Source organism: Aeromonas intestinalis (genome assembly GCF_054052485.1).
Map to the genome: position 1 here is coordinate 183301 of NZ_JBSTYK010000002.1, position 16255 is coordinate 199555.

Below are 16255 nucleotides of genomic sequence, written 5' to 3' on the forward strand. Positions count from 1 at the left end.
GCGGAGCCAAATACAATGAACGTCACATTCTCTGTTTACAGATACAACCCGGATGTTGATAACGTCCCGCACATGAAGGATTATCACCTTGATATTCCTGAAGGTTCCGACATGATGGTGCTCGACGCACTGATCCAGCTGAAAGAGCTGGATCCCACACTCGCCTTCCGCCGCTCCTGCCGCGAAGGGGTCTGTGGATCAGACGGCGTCAACATGAATGGCAAGAATGGTCTTGCCTGCATCACTCCGCTTTCCGATCTCTTGAAGAAGGGCAACAAGGTCGTCATTCGCCCCTTGCCCGGCCTGCCGGTGATCCGGGATCTCGTGATCGACATGACCCAGTTCTACACCCAGTGGGAGAAGGTCAAACCCTTCCTCATCAACGATGAAAAACTGCCGCCCGTGCGTGAGCACCTGCAATCCCCCGAAGAGCGCGCCAAGCTGGATGGTCTGTACGAGTGCATTCTGTGCGCCTGCTGCTCCACCTCTTGCCCCTCCTTCTGGTGGAACCCGGACAAGTTCATCGGCCCGGCCGGTCTGCTCGCCGCCTATCGCTGGCTGGCGGACAGCCGTGATACCGCGGCTGCCGAACGACTGGGTAACCTGGACGACGCGTTCAGCGTGTTCCGCTGCCACGGCATCATGAACTGCGTGAACGTCTGTCCCAAAGGCTTGAACCCGACCAAGGCCATCGGTCAGATCAAGTCGATGCTGCTCAATCGGGCCGTGTAGTACCAGGGCCGGGCGTCACCCGCCGGGCCCGACCTCTGGATAGCCATCCCGCCCCTCTTCAGGCGAGTTGCCAGGCGAGATGCAGGATGGCTGTTTGACCCCTACAAGCTGCACTGCAGCGAACAAGATGTACAAGGGATAGAAATGCATAACGGCGTGATGAAGGCCTGGTTGGAGTCATCTCACCTGGCTGGTGCGAATGCAAGCTACATTGAGGATTTGTACGAATCCTTCCTGGAAAACCCCGACTCCGTCGCCGACGAGTGGCGCAGCCTGTTTGAGCAGCTGCCCCAGGTCAACGGTCATGCTGTCGACCAACCCCATTCCCAGGTTCGCGACTATTTCCGCCGCCTGGCCAAGGATCCCTCCCGTTACAGTGCCCCCGTCAGCGATCCCCAGGTGGACGCCAAGCAGGTGCGCGTGCTGCAGCTGATCAACGCCTTCCGTTTCCGTGGCCATCAAAATGCCAATCTGGATCCGCTCGGCCTCTGGGATCGTGAAACCGTTGCCGAACTGGACCCCGCCTTCCACGGTCTGCAGGGGGCCGACATGGAGGCCACCTTCAACGTGGGCTCTTACGCCATCGGGCGTGAGACCATGGTGCTGTCGGATCTCTACGCATCGCTCAAGAAGACCTACTGCAACAGCATCGGTGCCGATTACATGCACCTCACCTCCACCGAGGAGAAGCGCTGGCTGCAGGACAGGCTCGAATCCATCGAAGCCCACGGCAATTACAACCTGGAGGAGAAAACCCGTTTCCTCGAGAGTCTGACCGCCGCCGAAGGGCTGGAAAAATACCTGGGGGCCAAGTTCCCCGGTGCCAAGCGTTTCTCCCTGGAAGGGGGCGATGCCATGGTGCCCATGCTGAAAGAGTTGATCCGCCGCGCCGGTGAGCAGGGCTGCAAAGAAGCCGTCATCGGCATGGCCCACCGCGGCCGCCTGAACGTGCTGATCAACGTGCTCGGCAAGCGGGCGCAAGATTTGTTCGACGAGTTTGCCGGCAAACATGGCGAGTCCTGGGGCACCGGTGACGTGAAGTACCACATGGGCTTCTCCTCCGACTTCGCCACCCCGGGTGGCAACGTCCACCTGGCGCTCGCCTTCAACCCGTCTCACCTCGAGATCGTCAACCCCGTGGTCATCGGTTCGGTCCGTGCCCGTATGGATCGTCGTGGTGACAAGGATGGCTCCAGCGTGCTGCCCATCACCATCCACGGTGATTCCGCCATGGCCGGGCAGGGGGTAGTCGCCGAGACCTTCAACATGTCCCAGACCCGTGCCTATGGCGTCGGCGGGACAGTGCGCATCGTCATCAACAACCAGGTCGGCTTCACCACCTCCTACATCCGTGACCTGCGCTCCACCGAATATTGCACCGACATCGCCAAGTCCGTGCAGGCGCCTGTGCTGCACGTCAACGGTGACGATCCGGAAGCCGTGGTGCTGGTGACCCAGATTGCGCTGGATTATCGCAACACCTTCAAGCGCGACGTGGTCATCGAACTGGTCTGCTACCGTCGTCACGGCCACAACGAGGCGGACGAGCCGAGCGCGACCCAGCCGCTGATGTATCAGAAGATCAAGCAGCATCCGACCCCGCGCAAGATCTACGCCGATCAGCTGATCGCCGAGGGCATCATCGCTCCCGAGCTCGCGACCACCCTGGTCAACGAGTACCGCGACACCCTGGACCGGGGTGAGCGGGTGAGCAAGGAGTGGCGCCCCATGGAGCTGCACTCCGTGGACTGGACCCCGTATCTCGGTCATGACTGGGCCATGCCCTACGACAGCACTGTGCCCATGGATCACCTGAAGTCCCTAGGTGAGCGCATCAGCCAGTACCCGGCGACCCACGTATTGCAACGTCAGGTCGAGAAGATCTACGAAGACCGTCGCCTGATGGCCGCCGGCGAGAAGCTGCTGGACTGGGGCTTTGCCGAGACCCTGGCCTACGCCACCCTGGTGGACAAGGGCTCGCGCATCCGCTTCACCGGTGAAGACTCCGGCCGTGGCACCTTCTTCCACCGCCACGCCGTGCTGCACAGCCAGACCGACGCCAGCACCTATACCCCCCTGTGCAATCTGCACGACGAGCAGGGGCCGTTCGAGGTGTACGACTCCGTTCTGACCGAGAACGCGGTTCTGGCCTTCGAATACGGCTATGCCAGCGCCGAGCCGGCGGGTCTCACCATCTGGGAAGCCCAGTTCGGTGACTTCGCCAACTGTGCCCAGGTGGTGGTGGATCAGTTCCTCTCCTCCGGTGAGCAGAAGTGGGGCCGGATGTGCGGCCTGACCATGCTGCTGCCTCACGGTTACGAAGGGCAGGGTCCGGAGCACTCCTCCGCCCGCCTCGAGCGCTATCTGCAGATGTGCGCCCAGCACAACATGCAGGTGTGCGTGCCGTCCACCCCGGCCCAGGTGTTCCACATGCTGCGCCGCCAGGTGGTGCGCCCCATGCGCCGTCCGCTCATCGTGATGACGCCCAAATCCCTGCTGCGCCACCCGCTGGCGGTGAGCAAGCTCGACGAGCTGGCGGAAGGCACCTTCCAGAACGCCATCGGCGAGATCGATGCGCTGGATCCGAAAGGGGTCAAACGCGTGGTGTTCTGCTCCGGCAAGGTCTACTACGACCTGCTCGATGCCCGTCGCAAGGCCGAGCAGCAGGACGTGGCCCTGGTGCGGATCGAGCAGCTCTACCCCTTCCCGGAGGAAGAGGTGCGCACCATCCTGGCCGATTACGCCCATGTCACCGACTTCGTCTGGTGTCAGGAAGAGCCGCAGAACCAGGGCGCCTGGTACAGCACCCGTCATCACTATGACAGCGTGCTGCCAAGTCAGGCCCGCCTGCGTTATGCCGGTCGCCCGGCCTCGGCCTCACCGGCCGTCGGCTACATGTCCGTCCACACCAAGCAGCAGAAAGCCCTGGTGGAAGACGCCCTCACGCTGGAATAAACGAGTCATGGATGAGAGGGGTGCCAAGCCCCTCTCTGAGCTGGAACAAGCCTGCTGGCCAAGAAGTAAACAAGGAACTGAATAGATGACTATCGAGATCAAGGTACCGGACCTGCCCGAATCAGTGGCAGATGCCACCATCGCGACCTGGCACAAGAAACCGGGTGATCTGGTTGCCCGTGACGAAGTGCTGGTCGACATCGAAACCGACAAGGTCGTGCTGGAAGTCCCGGCGCCGGAAGCCGGCGTGCTGGGCGACATCCTGCAGGCGGAAGGGGCGACCGTGCTCTCCCGTCAGCTGATCGCCATGCTCAAGGCCGCCCCCGTGGCCGGTGAAGAGACCAAGGAGAAGCCGGTGGAAGCCGCAGCCGACGACAGCACCGATGGCATGAGCCCGTCCGTGCGCCGTCTGGTGGCCGAGCACGCCATCGACGTCGCCAAGCTGACCGGCACCGGCAAGGGCGGTCGCGTCACCAAGGAAGACGTGGAAGCCTTCATCAAGAACCTGGGCAAGGCTCCTGCCGCTCCGGCTGCTGCCGCCCCCGTGGCTGCGGCACCGGTCGCTCCGCTGGCCGGTCGCACCGAGAAGCGCGTGCCCATGACCCGTCTGCGCAAGCGCATCGCCGAGCGTCTGCTGGAGGCCAAGAACACCACCGCCATGCTGACCACCTTCAACGAGATCAACATGGCGCCCATCATGAAGCTGCGCAAGCAGTACGGCGAGATCTTCGAGAAGAAGCACGGCATCAAGCTCGGCTTCATGTCCTTCTACGTTAAGGCCGTTGTTGAGTCCCTGAAGCGCTACCCGGAAGTGAACGCGGCGCTGGACGGGAATGACATCGTCTATCACAACTACTTCGACGTCAGCATCGCCGTCTCCACTCCCCGTGGTCTGGTGACCCCGGTGCTGCGCGATTGTGACAACATGAGCCTGGCGGACATCGAGAAGGCCATCAAGGATCTGGCTGGCAAGGGCCGTGACGGCAAGCTGACCGTGGATGAACTGACCGGCGGCAACTTCACCATCACCAACGGTGGTGTGTTCGGCTCCCTGATGTCTACTCCCATAATCAACCCGCCGCAGAGCGCCATCCTGGGGATGCACAAGATCCAGGACAGACCCATGGCGGTCGATGGCAAGGTCGAGATCCTGCCGATGATGTACCTGGCGCTCTCTTATGATCACCGCATCATCGACGGTCGCGAGTCCGTGGGCTTCCTGGTCTCCATCAAGGAGCTGCTGGAAGATCCGACCCGTCTGTTGCTGGACGTTTAAGGGCATGGGCCGGATGGCAAGCCCTCTGGCTTTCCATCCGGCCATGCACAGGATGTCCGAGGGGCAGGGGAGGCGCCCTTGCTGGCAAGCGCCCCCGCCTTCGAGTACCCGAGCGAAATCAGAAAGATAACCGGGGCCCCAGAGGCCCTTTCACAGGGGATTGAGAAACACGAGCCCCGGACGGAAATACCTACAACACGGATAGAGCATCTATGAATCTGCATGAATATCAGGCAAAACAGCTGTTTGCCGAGTATGGCCTGCCGGTCTCCGAAGGTTATGCCTGTGCTACCCCGCAGGAAGCGGCCGAAGCGGCCGATAAGATTGGCGGCAACACCTGGGTCGTCAAGTGCCAGGTCCACGCCGGTGGCCGCGGTAAAGCGGGCGGCGTCAAGCTGGCCAAGAGCAAGGACGAGATCCGTGCCTTCGCCCAGAACTGGCTCGGCAAGAACCTGGTGACCTATCAGACTGACGCCAACGGTCAGCCGGTCACCAAGATCCTGGTGGAATCCTGCACCGACATCGCCAAAGAACTGTACCTCGGCGCCGTGGTCGATCGTGGCAGCCGCCGCGTGGTCTTCATGGCCTCTACCGAAGGTGGCGTGGACATCGAAAAGATTGCCCACGAGACCCCGGAACTCATTCACAAGGCGGCCATCGATCCGCTGGTAGGCCCGCAGGCTTACCAGGCGCGCGAGCTGGCCTTCAAGCTGGGTCTGGTCGGCGATCAGATCAAGCAGTTCACCAAGATCTTCTTAGGGCTTGGCCAGATGTTCCTGGATTGCGACTTCGCATTGCTGGAAATCAACCCCCTGGTCATCACCGACAAGGGCAACCTGCATTGCCTGGACGGCAAGATCAACATCGATGCCAACGCCCTGTACCGTCAGCCCAAGCTGCGTCAGATGCACGATCCTTCCCAGGATGACCCCCGCGAAGCGCACGCCGCCCAGTGGGAGCTGAACTATGTGGCGCTCGATGGCAACATCGGCTGCATGGTCAACGGCGCCGGTCTGGCCATGGGCACCATGGACATCGTCAACCTGCACGGCGGCTCACCGGCCAACTTCCTGGACGTCGGCGGCGGCGCCACCAAGGAGCGCGTGACCGAGGCCTTCAAGATCATCCTGTCTGACAGCAAGGTTCAAGCCGTGCTGGTCAACATCTTCGGCGGCATCGTGCGCTGCGACATGATCGCGGAAGGCATCATCGGCGCCGTGAAAGAAGTCGGGGTGAAAGTGCCCGTGGTGGTGCGTCTGGAAGGCAACAACGCCGAACTGGGTGCCCGTAAACTGGCCGACAGCGGCCTCAACATCATCGCCGCAACGAGTCTGACTGACGCCGCGCAGCAAGTGGTCAAAGCCGCGGAGGCCAAATAATGAGCGTTCTGATCAACAAAGACACCAAGGTGATCTGCCAGGGCTTCACCGGCGGTCAGGGTACCTTCCACTCCGAACAGGCCATTGCCTACGGTACCCAGATGGTCGGCGGCGTGTCCCCGGGCAAGGGTGGCACCACCCACCTGGGCCTGCCGGTGTTCAACACCGTCCGTGACGCCGTGGAAGCCACCGGCGCCACCGCCTCCGTCATCTATGTGCCGGCCCCGTTCTGCAAGGACGCCATCCTGGAAGCCATCGATGCCGGCATCAAGCTCATCGTCACCATCACCGAAGGCATCCCGACCCTGGACATGCTGCAGGTCAAGGTGAAGCTGCAGGAAACCGGCGTGCGCATGATTGGCCCGAACTGCCCGGGCGTCATCACCCCGGGTGAGTGCAAGATCGGCATCATGCCAGGCCACATCCACAAGCCGGGCAAGGTGGGCATCGTCTCCCGTTCCGGCACCCTGACCTATGAAGCGGTCAAGCAGACCACGGACGAGGGCTTCGGCCAGTCCACCTGCGTCGGTATCGGTGGCGACCCCATCCCGGGCTCCAACTTCATCGATATCCTGGAGATGTTCCAGAAGGATCCGGCGACCGAAGCCATCGTGATGATCGGCGAGATCGGCGGCAGCGCCGAGGAAGAAGCGGCGGCCTATATCAAGGCCCACGTCACCAAGCCGGTGGTCTCCTACATCGCGGGTGTCACCGCCCCGGCTGGCAAGCGCATGGGTCATGCGGGCGCCATCATCGCCGGTGGCAAGGGCACGGCGGCCGAGAAATTTGCCGCCCTGGAAGATGCCGGTGTGAAAACCGTGCGCTCCCTTGCTGACATCGGCAAGGCCCTGCGTGAAGTAACTGGCTGGTAAGTCAGCCTGTTATCTCAGATAGTAAAATGCCGCCCTAGGGCGGCATTTTTTCACTTATCAGGTAGCCGGATGCTGCCTATAGATTGCTTACTGACAGGAGTCATCATGGTTTCACCAAGGCTAATTGCCAAAATCGAATCTGAAGAGCCAACGCTCCGTTTAGCGGTTCTGATTGATGCAGACAATGCTCAAGCTGCGGTTATTGAAGGGCTGCTTGCTGAGATTGCACGCTTCGGTGAAGCAACTGTCAAACGCATCTATGGTGATTTCACCGCGCCTACTAGCGCTGCGTGGAAAAAGGTTCTTCAAAAACATGCAATAAAGCCTGTTCAGCAGTTTGCCTACACGACGGGAAAGAATGCTACAGACAGCACTCTAATCATTGATGCAATGGATTTGCTCTACACCCGGAAATTTGATGGATTTTGTCTGATTACTAGTGACAGTGATTTTACCGGCCTTGCCATGCGCTTGCGTGAGGAAGGAATTACCGTTCTTGGTTTTGGTGAACAAAAGACGCCAGAAGCATTTCGTAATGCTTGTCATAAATTTTTGTTTACCGAGGTTCTTCGCCCAAGCGTTTCCACAGAGAGTCAGTCAATCAAGCCAGATAGTACTCAGTCACCTATGACAGAGGCAAAGACTGCGTTTCCAAAGAAGTTCGTACTGACGGCCCTTGAACAATCGGGTGATGAATCAGGCTGGGCAAATTTAGGTACTTTTGGTAGTTATCTGACCAAACTACAACCTGATTTTGACTCCAGAATTTATGGCTACAAGAAACTTTCTGATCTTGTCAAAGCGATGACGGAACTCTTTGTTACTGAAGAACGCCTTGCACCAGGTTCAACACAAAAAATTCTCTATCTTAGGGCGAGGTAAGATTCTGAAACTTCTCATGGAGCAATGCATTCTCTGTACGATTAACGAAATGTAATCGAGCGCTCGCATGATTGAGCCCATGACATAACCCACAACCTTGAAAAATCGGGCCATAGGGCGTATAACCACGCGCTTGTCAGTGTATTGAGTGAGCCAAATTTATGCAGCAGAGTGAACCCGTGCAGACCGCCCCCTTTTGGCAGGTAAAAAGCCTGCAGCAGATGACCATGACCGAGTGGGAGTCCCTGTGCGACGGCTGCGGCAAATGCTGCCTGAACAAGCTCATCGACGAGGATACCGAGGAGCTGGTGTTCACCAACGTGGCCTGCAACCTGCTCAATACCAAGACCTGTCAGTGCTCCGACTACGGCAACCGCTTTAAAAAAGAGCCGGACTGCCTGCAAATCACGGTCGACAAGATAGCCGAGTACGACTGGCTGCCGTCGAGCTGCGCCTATCGCCTGCTGGCCGAAGGCAATACCCTGCCTGCCTGGCATCCCCTTATCACCGGCAGTCGCAGCGCCATGCACCAGGCCGGCCAGTCGGTGCGCGGCAAGGTGGTGCACGAGGCGCAGGCTGGCGACTGGGCCGACCATATCATTACCTGGGCGAGCTAAACCTTACATCGCCGTTTATCGCCACCGTTTATTGCAAACAACAGGGGCAGGGGAGTGAGACTCCGCTGCCCCTGTTGTTTTTGGCATATAAGTGATCAGTTTTTTGCGATGAAGGCAGTGTAACGTCTTGCTGTGAGATAAGCGCAGCGCCGGGCTCTGGGAGGTCGCCTCTAACGCCGCCAGCACCCGTCCAATCGCTTCCAGGATACAAGGGCAGCAGAGTTCACACTCTGCTGCCCTTGTTGCTTTCTGGCGCCTTCTCGCGATGTCGATGACATCCCCTCACCCTGACCCTCTCCCAAGGGGAGAGGGAAGAGATTCAGGTTCTGGTGCAAAGTCCGTGGCGGCGGAGCACGGTTCTGCCCTGCTTGTCTGCTTGTCTGCTTGTCTGCTTGTCTGGGTGCTTGTGAGCGCATCAGTGCATAAAACGGTGGAGGGGAGGAGAGAGGGGCATAGAGAGGGCCGTTGGGAAGCCAATCTCTGGCCGCGCCCGCGCGTCGAAGCAAATCGGTGGATCAGCGGATCTGCGAGGGGGAAAGCGGCTTGCACTGCGGCCAACAGCCATAAAAAAACCGGCGCCTGGGCGCCGGTTTTTGTTCACCGCAATGCTTGCTTACAAATAAGCGATTACAGAGAAGCGGTGAAGGTACGGGTGATGACGTCTTGCTGTTGCTCCTTGGTCAAGGAGTTGAAGCGAACGGCATAACCGGATACGCGGATGGTCAACTGCGGATATTTCTCCGGGTTTTCCATGGCGTCCAGCAGCATTTCACGGTTCATCACGTTGACGTTCAGGTGCTGACCGCCTTCCAGGTTGGACTCGTGGTGGAAGTAACCATCCATCAGGCCAGCCAGGTTGGCTTTCTGGGCTTCCATGTCTTTGCCCAGGGCGTTCGGTACGATGGAGAAGGTATAGGAGATACCATCTTTGGCGTAGGCGAACGGCAGCTTGGCGACGGAAGTCAGTGAAGCAACGGCACCCTTCTGGTCACGACCGTGCATCGGGTTGGCACCCGGGCCGAACGGTGCACCGGCGCGACGGCCATCCGGGGTGTTACCGGTCTTCTTGCCGTACACCACGTTGGAGGTGATGGTCAGCACGGACTGGGTCGCCACGGCGCCACGGTAGGTGTTGAGCTTCTGGATCTTCTTCATGAAGCGCTCGACCAGGTCGCAGGCGATGTCATCGACGCGGGCGTCGTTGTTACCGAACTGCGGGTATTCGCCTTCGATTTCGAAGTCGATGGAGACGCCGTCGGCATCACGTACCGGCTTGACCTTGGCGTACTTGATGGCAGACAGGGAGTCAGCCGCAACAGACAGACCGGCGATGCCGCAAGCCATGGTGCGATAGACGTCACGGTCGTGCAGCGCCATCAGGGAGGCTTCGTAGCTGTACTTGTCGTGCATGTAGTGGATGATGTTCAGGGCGGCGACGTACTGCTTGGCCAGCCAGTCCATGAAGTGATCCAGACGGTCCATCACGTCGTCGTAGTCGAGGAACTCGGACTTGACCATTTCGGTTTTCGGACCGACCTGGATCTTGAGTTTCTCGTCCATACCGCCGTTGATTGCATACAGCATGGTCTTGGCCAGGTTGGCGCGGGCACCGAAGAACTGCATCTGTTTGCCGACGATCATCGGGGACACGCAGCAAGCGATGGCGTAGTCATCGTTGTTGAAGTCCGGACGCATCAGGTCGTCGTTCTCGTACTGAACGGATGAGGTCTCGATGGATACCTTGGCGCAGTACTTCTTGAAACCGACCGGCAGCTTCTCGGACCACAGGATGGTCAGGTTCGGCTCAGGGGACGGGCCCATGGTGTACAGGGTGTTCAGCATACGGAAGCTGTTCTTGGTGACCAGGGTACGGCCATCAACGCCCATACCGGCCAGGGTCTCGGTGGCCCACATCGGGTCGCCGGAGAACAGTGAATCGTATTCCGGGGTACGCAGGAAGCGAACCATACGCAGCTTCATGACCATGTGGTCCATCAGCTCCTGGGCTTCTTGCTCGGTGATCAGGCCCTTCTTCAGGTCACGTTCGATGTAGACGTCCAGGAAGCTGGAGGTACGACCGAAGGACATGGCGGCACCGTTCTGGGACTTGACCGCAGCCAGGTAGGCGAAGTAGGTCCACTGTACGGCTTCTTTGGCAGTCTTGGCCGGCACGGAGATGTCGCAGCCATATTTGGCAGCCATCACCTTCATCTGGGCCAGGGCACGGTGCTGCTCGGAGATCTCTTCGCGCAGACGGATGGTGGCTTCCAGGTTGACACCGTTTTCCAGATCGGCCTGCAGGGACTTGAACTGGGCCAGTTTGTCGGCCATCAGGAAGTCGATACCGTACAGGGCGACACGACGGTAGTCACCGATGATACGGCCACGGCCGTAGGCATCCGGCAGACCGGTGATGACGCCGGACTTGCGGCAGTTCAGGATGTCCTTGGTGTAGACATCGAACACGCCCTGGTTGTGGGTCTTGCGGTATTCGGTGAAGATCTTCTCGACCATGGGGTCGAGCTGACGGCCGTAGACTTCGCAGGAAGTCTTGACCATCTTGATACCGCCGTTGGCGATGATGGCGCGCTTGAGCGGCTTGTCAGTCTGCAGACCGACGATCTGCTCCAGGCTCTGGTCGATATAGCCGGCATCGTGAGCGGTAATGGTGGAGGGCAGGTCAGTATCAAAATCGACCGGCGCGTGAGTGCGGTTCTCGATCTTGATGCCTTCCATGACCTTGTCCCACAGCTTGGTGGTAGCGTCGGTCGCGCCAGCCAGGAAGGACTCGTCACCTTCATAAGGGGTGTAGTTCTTCTGGATGAAATCACGGGTGTTGACAGAGGTCTGCCATTCACCGGCTGCGAAGCCTTCCCATGCGCTTTGGAACTGTTCGTTAAGTTCTGCCATTTTCATTACCTCTCAAGGTATTTATGTGTCTGTCGCCGTCCTTAATGATGGCGACGGAAGATAAACCAGTAAGTCAAACCAACCATTACGCCGCCGCCAATGATGTTGCCAATGGTCACCGGAATGAGGTTGTGTAGCACGAAGTTGGATACGGTCAGGTCGGCGAAGCTTGCCGGATCCTGGCCGATGGCCTGCCAGAATTCCGGACCGGCCACGCTGTGAATGGCGATGCCAACCGGGATCATAAACATGTTTGCGATGCTGTGCTCGAAACCGGAGGCCACGAACATGGCGACGGGGAGCAGCATGACCATCACCTTGTCGGTGGCACTGCGGGCACCAAAGGCCATCCACACGGCGAGACACACCATGAGGTTGCAGAGAATACCGAGGGCGACGGCTTCGAAGAAGCTGTGGTGAAGCTTGTGCTGGGCCACGTTGAGGGCATTGAGGCCCCACTGGCCGTTGGCGGCGGTGTACTCGGCGGACATGATGATGAGGCCGACCATGATGAGGCCACCGATGAGGTTGCCAAAGTAGACCAGACCCCAGTTCTTGAACAGCTGCGCCCAGCTGATGCGATTGGCCGCCTTGGCCACCAGAGTCAGGGTGGTGGAGGTGAACAGCTCGGCACCGAGCAGCACGCACAGGATGAGGCCGAGGGAGAAGCACAGACCGCCGACCAGTTTGGCCATGCCCCAGGACATGCCGCTGCTGCCGGTGGTGACCGTGATATAGAAGATGAACGCGATGGCGATGAATGCGCCAGCCGTGATGGCCAGGGGGATGACCTTGTATGCAGGCTTGGTGGCCTTGGCATAGGTAATGTCTTCGGCCAATGCGGCGATGGCTTCGGGCTTGAGACAATCAAAGGGAGATTCTGCTTTCAATTCTCATGTACCTGCATATTTTGCCTGTGGAAATCATAACAAAGGGGCATTTCGTCAAATTTGACTCGGATCAAGAATTACAGATTGTGAATGTAATTTTACTACAGAAATTTCACCCCGCTGGCAGCTTGACTTTACACCCGATTTCAGGTGAAACAGAAATACATGTTACAGTAAGTTAATGATTTAACGTGACATTATTTTGTTTTAGGCAAAAATATATCGTCAATCTATCTTTGCGGCAGCCCCGCACAGAAGTACCGAGGTTGACAACCCCCTTAGAGGTATTTTTTGTTTTTTATTTCATCCCTGAATAACAAACAGCCCAAAGCGTAGACCATAAAACAGAAGGGGCCATCAGGCCCCTTCGTCACATTACCACATCAGGCCCAAGAATGGGCTCGTTTGGCCTTCTGTAGCTTCTCATAGGCCGCCAGCAACTTCTGGTGCAGCGGGAATTGAGACAGGGACAGATCGGCGGCCTCCAGCCCATGGAAGCGTGCCTCGCCGCTGGCGTGGGCCCAGGCCTCGGCCAGCGCCGCTTCCCCGAACATGCGGGTGAACACCGGGCGGTACTGCTCAGGATCGCGATCCTCGTCCAGGAACAGCTCGACGCAGGCACGCAGGGCGCGGTAGTAGTTGGCGCGATCGCTTGGGAACACCGACTGGTTGAACTCCATGGTCCAGTCGATGAGATCCAGCGCGCTCTCCAGCTCGCCTGCGGCCAGTGCCAGCATGGCTTTGAGTTCACCGACGCGCAGGGTGTGCAGGGCGGTGCCCTTGGCGGCGGCGATGCCGAGCAGCTCGCGCACCCGGGTACGTTCGTCGTGACCCTCTTCATCAAGCTGATCGAACAGTGCCATGTACTGCTCGGCATCCCACTCCAGGGACGGCAGCGCCAGGATCACTTCTCGCAGGTGCGCGCCCATGGTGTTGTTGGCCAGCAGCAGATCCTCGACCGGGTAGATGTCGGACATGCCGGGCACCAGGATGCGACAGGCGTAGACGCCAAGGTGCTCGTAGTCGGCGATGTAGACCGGCTGCTCCAGCTCATGGAAGATGCCGATCAGGTGATCGAACTCCTCCTGGGAGCTGCCGCGGAAATCCCAGTCGGCGAACTCGAAGTCGCTCTCCTGCTTGAACAGATCCCAGCTGATGAGACCGGAGGAGTCGATGAAGTGGGTCTCCAGGTTGTGGTGATCCGCCACCTGCTCGTTGTCGAACGAGGGGGGCACGAACACATCCAGATCTTTCAGGCCACGGCCCTGCAGCAGCTCGGTGACGGTACGCTCGAACGCCACTTCGAAGCGCGGGTGGGCACCGAAGGAGGCAAAGCAGGTGCCGTTGCTCGGGTTGAGCAACACCACGCAGATGACCGGGTAACGACCGCCCAGGGAGGCATCGAAGCTGTAGATGGGGAAGCCTTCGGCCTCGAGCGCATCGATGGAGGCCTTGATCCCCGGGTAGCGGGCGATCACCTCGCTCGGAATTTCCGGCAGGCTGATGGCCTCGGCGATGATCTTGTTCTTCACGTGACGCTCGAACACCTCGGACAGCCCCTGGGTGCGGGCCTCGGTCTTGGTGTTGCCGGCGCTCATGCCGTTGGAGACATAGAGGTTGCCGATGATGTTCATCGGGATGTAGACGGTCTGGTGATCGGACTGGCGCTCGAAGGGCAGGGCGACGATGCCGCGGCCCTCATTGCCCGATTGCAAGTCCACCAGCATGTCGGCGGTCACTTCCCCGTCCGGGTTGTAGAACTTGCGGGTGAAGCTGTCGAGCAGCCCGGCGGGCAGCTGATCCCCCTCGATGGGGAACCATTTCTCGTTCGGGTAGTGAACGAAGTCGCCGTTCGCGACCTGCTCGCCCAGATAGAAGTCGGCGAAGAAGTAGTTGGTGGAGAGACGCTCGAAGTACTCGCCAAGGGCGGAGGCGAGTGCCGCCTTCTTGCTGGCACCCTTGCCGTTGGTGAAGCACAGGGCGCACTCCTTGTCGCGGATATGCACGGACCAGACGTTGGGCACGGGGTTGAGCCAGGAGGCTTCTTCTATATCAAACCCCAGGGCTTGCAGCTTGGTCTGGAAGCGTTCGATGGAGTCTTCCAGCGCCGCGTCCTTGCCGGGAATAAAGGTGTGGTCGGTCATCACAATATCCTGATTTTATTGACTCATGTTAGGCCGCAGATAATAGCATGAGTCGGCGGGGACAATCCCACCCCAGAGGTTGTGAGGAGTGCCATCGGCGGCCGATCTGCCTCTTCTTCATTAGTTTCTCTAAACAACATTAAGAAAAAGTAGTTTTTTTTATGATTCGGCCTCCGCCATCATGGGGCCCTCTTGCTGCGGAAGACGAGACGGGTCGTGGATTTATGCGGGTCGTTCCTTCGCTATCGCCTTCCCTTAGCCCATTTATCGGGAGTTGCTATGCCATTGATGACACCACAAATTGCACCCGGCGTGACCGACCTGGCACCGGGATTTCGGGCCCTGAGCATTCTGGTCGACGGGGCCCCCATCGTCGATGCCGAGGTCGGTGCCCGTGCGCTGGCGCGGGCCTGTCAGTCGGTCGATGCCGACGGGGCCCCCTGGGCGCAGGCCCACCTCGATGCCTGGGGCGAGGTCTTCAAGCGCTTTGGCGCCAAGCCCCAGCGTTTCCCCTGCTCGGCACTGGCTCTGCGCAAGCGGGTGCAGCGGGACGGCAGCCTGCCCAGCATCGATCCCGTGGTGGATCTCTACAACGCCATCAGCATCGAATACGCCATTCCGGTCGGGGGGGAAGATCTCACCGCCTATGAGGGGGTACCGCGCCTCATCGTGGCCGATGGCAGCGAGCAGTTTGACACCATGAAGGAGGGGGAGCCCGCCTTTGAGTGCCCGGAGCCCGGCGAAGTGGTGTGGCGTGACGACAAGGGGGTGACCTGCCGGCGCTGGAACTGGCGCCAGGGGATCCGGACCCGGCTCAGCGCCGAGTCCGGCCAGATGTGGTTCATCCTGGAAAGCCTGCCGCCAATGCCGCTCTCGGCCTTGCAGGAGGCCGGCGATCGCCTTATCGACGGATTGCGGCAGATGATGCCGGAGGCCCACATCGAACATGAGCTGATCGGCAGTCTGACGCAGGCATAAGGCTGGTTGAGCCACAAATAAGGAAAGGTATAAAAAGGGCCACCCTGGGTGGCCCTTTTTATATGCGCGGATCACGGGTGACAGAGCAGGGATGGCGAGCGCCGACCCAGGTATCAATGCCGATTCATGGCAGTGATAGATGCTATTATCTGTCAATTTCGCAGAATAAGCTGGATGGAAAGTCGCGACGGGCAGTGAGATGTTGGTGCAATTCTGTGCCGCCCGGCACGGCGTCCTGTGCCGCACACGGCGAGAGCACAGGGGATCGGTCAGTCCGATCCCCTTTTTATGGCTTAGCCAACAAACTTCAGCCCCAGGATGCCGCCGATGATCAGCAGCAGGCAGAGGATGCGCACCAGGGTGGCGGGCTCGTTGAACAGCCAGATCCCCATCAGCACGGTGCCGACGGCGCCGATGCCGGTCCAGACCGCGTAGGCGGTGCCAAGGGGCAGTTGCTTGACCGCCATGGCGAGCAAGAACACGCTCACCGCCATTGCAGAGAGGGTCAGCAGGGTGGGGAGGGGACGGCTGAAGCCGTCGGTGTATTTGAGGCCAATGGCCCAGGCGACCTCGAACAGGCCAGCCAGTAGCAGGAGTAACCACGCCATCAGGGAGTTTCC

At 59.5% G+C, this 16255-nt stretch carries 12 protein-coding genes; 8 read left to right on the forward strand and 4 right to left on the reverse strand.

Annotated features, from left to right (window positions below):
- Window positions 1-15 precede the first annotated feature (15 nt).
- The 7 genes from ACW5W7_RS03145 to ACW5W7_RS03175 all read left to right on the forward strand — a co-directional run bounded on the left by ACW5W7_RS03145 (window position 16) and on the right by ACW5W7_RS03175 (window position 8713).
- On the forward strand, window positions 16-732 hold the full coding sequence (locus tag ACW5W7_RS03145) for a succinate dehydrogenase iron-sulfur subunit (RefSeq protein WP_349922014.1): 717 nt from the start codon (window positions 16-18) through the stop codon (window positions 730-732).
- Window positions 733-876: 144 nt separating this feature from the next.
- Window positions 877-3687 (forward strand): 2-oxoglutarate dehydrogenase E1 component, encoded by a 2811-nt coding sequence (sucA, locus tag ACW5W7_RS03150; protein WP_456500742.1) that lies wholly within the window; start codon window positions 877-879, stop codon window positions 3685-3687.
- An 85-nt stretch (window positions 3688-3772) separates the two neighbouring features.
- Complete coding sequence (gene odhB, locus ACW5W7_RS03155; RefSeq protein WP_434667636.1) at window positions 3773-4963, forward strand: 2-oxoglutarate dehydrogenase complex dihydrolipoyllysine-residue succinyltransferase; 1191 nt, start codon at window positions 3773-3775, stop codon at window positions 4961-4963.
- A gap of 212 nt (window positions 4964-5175) precedes the next feature.
- Window positions 5176-6342: an ADP-forming succinate--CoA ligase subunit beta gene (sucC, locus tag ACW5W7_RS03160; protein ID WP_100861649.1), complete on the forward strand. Its 1167-nt coding sequence runs from the start codon at window positions 5176-5178 to the stop codon at window positions 6340-6342.
- Window positions 6342-7214 carry a succinate--CoA ligase subunit alpha gene (gene sucD / locus ACW5W7_RS03165; RefSeq protein WP_042863772.1) on the forward strand — a complete coding sequence of 291 codons (873 nt, stop codon included), beginning with the start codon at window positions 6342-6344 and terminating at the stop codon, window positions 7212-7214. The genes sucC and sucD overlap by 1 nt, the downstream gene beginning before the upstream one ends.
- Before the next feature lie 69 nt (window positions 7215-7283).
- Complete coding sequence (locus ACW5W7_RS03170) at window positions 7284-8096, forward strand: NYN domain-containing protein (protein ID WP_456500743.1); 813 nt, start codon at window positions 7284-7286, stop codon at window positions 8094-8096.
- A 161-nt stretch (window positions 8097-8257) separates the two neighbouring features.
- Entirely contained in the window at window positions 8258-8713 is a 456-nt protein-coding gene (locus ACW5W7_RS03175; protein ID WP_349922019.1) for a YcgN family cysteine cluster protein, read from the forward strand.
- A gap of 627 nt (window positions 8714-9340) precedes the next feature.
- Here the strand turns inward: ACW5W7_RS03175 and pflB are convergent.
- The 3 genes from pflB to ycaO all read right to left on the reverse strand — a co-directional run bounded on the left by pflB (window position 9341) and on the right by ycaO (window position 14657).
- Window positions 9341-11623 (reverse strand): formate C-acetyltransferase, encoded by a 2283-nt coding sequence (gene pflB, locus ACW5W7_RS03180; protein ID WP_456500744.1) that lies wholly within the window; start codon window positions 11621-11623, stop codon window positions 9341-9343.
- Between the two features lie 41 nt (window positions 11624-11664).
- Window positions 11665-12513, reverse strand: coding sequence for a formate transporter FocA (focA, locus tag ACW5W7_RS03185; protein WP_349922021.1), 849 nt, complete (start codon window positions 12511-12513; stop codon window positions 11665-11667).
- 383 nt (window positions 12514-12896) lie between these two features.
- A complete protein-coding gene (gene ycaO, locus ACW5W7_RS03190; protein ID WP_456500745.1) occupies window positions 12897-14657 on the reverse strand; it encodes a 30S ribosomal protein S12 methylthiotransferase accessory factor YcaO in 1761 nt (586 codons plus the stop codon).
- 279 nt (window positions 14658-14936) lie between these two features.
- Here ycaO and ACW5W7_RS03195 point away from each other — a divergent pair, with 279 nt between their 5' ends.
- Window positions 14937-15635 carry a B3/B4 domain-containing protein gene (locus tag ACW5W7_RS03195; protein ID WP_456500746.1) on the forward strand — a complete coding sequence of 233 codons (699 nt, stop codon included), beginning with the start codon at window positions 14937-14939 and terminating at the stop codon, window positions 15633-15635.
- Between the two features lie 293 nt (window positions 15636-15928).
- Here the strand turns inward: ACW5W7_RS03195 and sugE are convergent, their stop codons facing one another.
- The gene (gene sugE, locus ACW5W7_RS03200; RefSeq protein ID WP_456500747.1) at window positions 15929-16243 is read right to left on the reverse strand and encodes a quaternary ammonium compound efflux SMR transporter SugE; all 315 of its coding nucleotides are present in this window, start codon (window positions 16241-16243) and stop codon (window positions 15929-15931) included.
- Window positions 16244-16255: the final 12 nt, after the last annotated feature.

Coding starts and splice junctions, on each gene's coding strand:
- ycaO (WP_456500745.1), bottom strand. CDS start 14,657: ATGACCGACCACACCTTTATTCCCGGCAAGGACGCGGCGCTGGAAGAC.
- ACW5W7_RS03145 (WP_349922014.1), top strand. CDS start 16: ATGAACGTCACATTCTCTGTTTACAGATACAACCCGGATGTTGATAAC.
- odhB (WP_434667636.1), top strand. CDS start 3,773: ATGACTATCGAGATCAAGGTACCGGACCTGCCCGAATCAGTGGCAGAT.
- ACW5W7_RS03195 (WP_456500746.1), top strand. CDS start 14,937: ATGCCATTGATGACACCACAAATTGCACCCGGCGTGACCGACCTGGCA.
- ACW5W7_RS03170 (WP_456500743.1), top strand. CDS start 7,284: ATGCTGCCTATAGATTGCTTACTGACAGGAGTCATCATGGTTTCACCA.
- ACW5W7_RS03175 (WP_349922019.1), top strand. CDS start 8,258: ATGCAGCAGAGTGAACCCGTGCAGACCGCCCCCTTTTGGCAGGTAAAA.
- sucC (WP_100861649.1), top strand. CDS start 5,176: ATGAATCTGCATGAATATCAGGCAAAACAGCTGTTTGCCGAGTATGGC.
- sugE (WP_456500747.1), bottom strand. CDS start 16,243: ATGGCGTGGTTACTCCTGCTACTGGCTGGCCTGTTCGAGGTCGCCTGG.
- sucA (WP_456500742.1), top strand. CDS start 877: ATGCATAACGGCGTGATGAAGGCCTGGTTGGAGTCATCTCACCTGGCT.
- pflB (WP_456500744.1), bottom strand. CDS start 11,623: ATGGCAGAACTTAACGAACAGTTCCAAAGCGCATGGGAAGGCTTCGCA.
- sucD (WP_042863772.1), top strand. CDS start 6,342: ATGAGCGTTCTGATCAACAAAGACACCAAGGTGATCTGCCAGGGCTTC.